General features: G+C 64.4%; 1 protein-coding gene. It reads right to left on the bottom strand.

All coding sequences use genetic code 11. The features are described 5' to 3' along the window. Positions 1–17: 17 nt before the first annotated feature. Positions 18–629, bottom strand: a 612-nt coding sequence (locus tag OP18_RS51840; protein WP_211273942.1) for an extracellular solute-binding protein, incomplete at its 5' end; no start/stop codon positions are given.

Raw genomic sequence — 629 nt, 5'->3', positions numbered from 1 at the left:
TCATTTGATGAGGGCGTTCATCCGGTCGCGGGCGGAGGTGAGGGCTTCTTTCGGGTTCTTTTTGCCGATGAGGATGGATTGGACTTCTTCGGCGAGGACCTTTTCCATTTGGGAGAACTGGGGGTAGGTCCAGAACGGGCTGGCGCTGGAGTTGGCGCCTTCACCGGTCGGGCGACGGGGACCATTTTGCTGGCGAGGTCTTTGTCCGGGGAGGATTTGGTGACCGCGGCGCGGCCGCCGATGGCGTCTTCGTAGAAGGCGGTCTTGCCCTGGGACATGAGGGCGCGGGCGTCGACGCGGTTGACGTCGGGGGCGATGAGTTTCTGGTCGTAGAGTTTCTTGTACCAGGTGAGGGCCTCGACACTGCCGTCGTCGCCGATGACGACCTTGCCGCCGTCGACGATCGGGGACCCGAACTCCCACATCCAGGGGATGATGTCTTTGAGCTGGTCGACCTTGGTCATGCCGGCCCAGGGCACGACGCCGCCGCCGAGGCCTTTCACGGCGGTGAGCGCGGCCTCGAACTCGGCGACGGTTTTCGGGGCGCTGGTGATGCCGGCCTTGGTGAGCAGTTCGGTGTTGCTGATCAGCCCGATCCCGGCGAACGTCCACGGCAGCCCGTACTGCAC

It is taken from the genome of Dactylosporangium aurantiacum (assembly GCF_000716715.1).
In the GTDB taxonomy this organism is placed as follows: Bacteria; Actinomycetota; Actinomycetes; order Mycobacteriales; family Micromonosporaceae; genus Dactylosporangium; species Dactylosporangium aurantiacum.
This window is presented reverse-complemented; position numbering and strand designations above follow the sequence as displayed.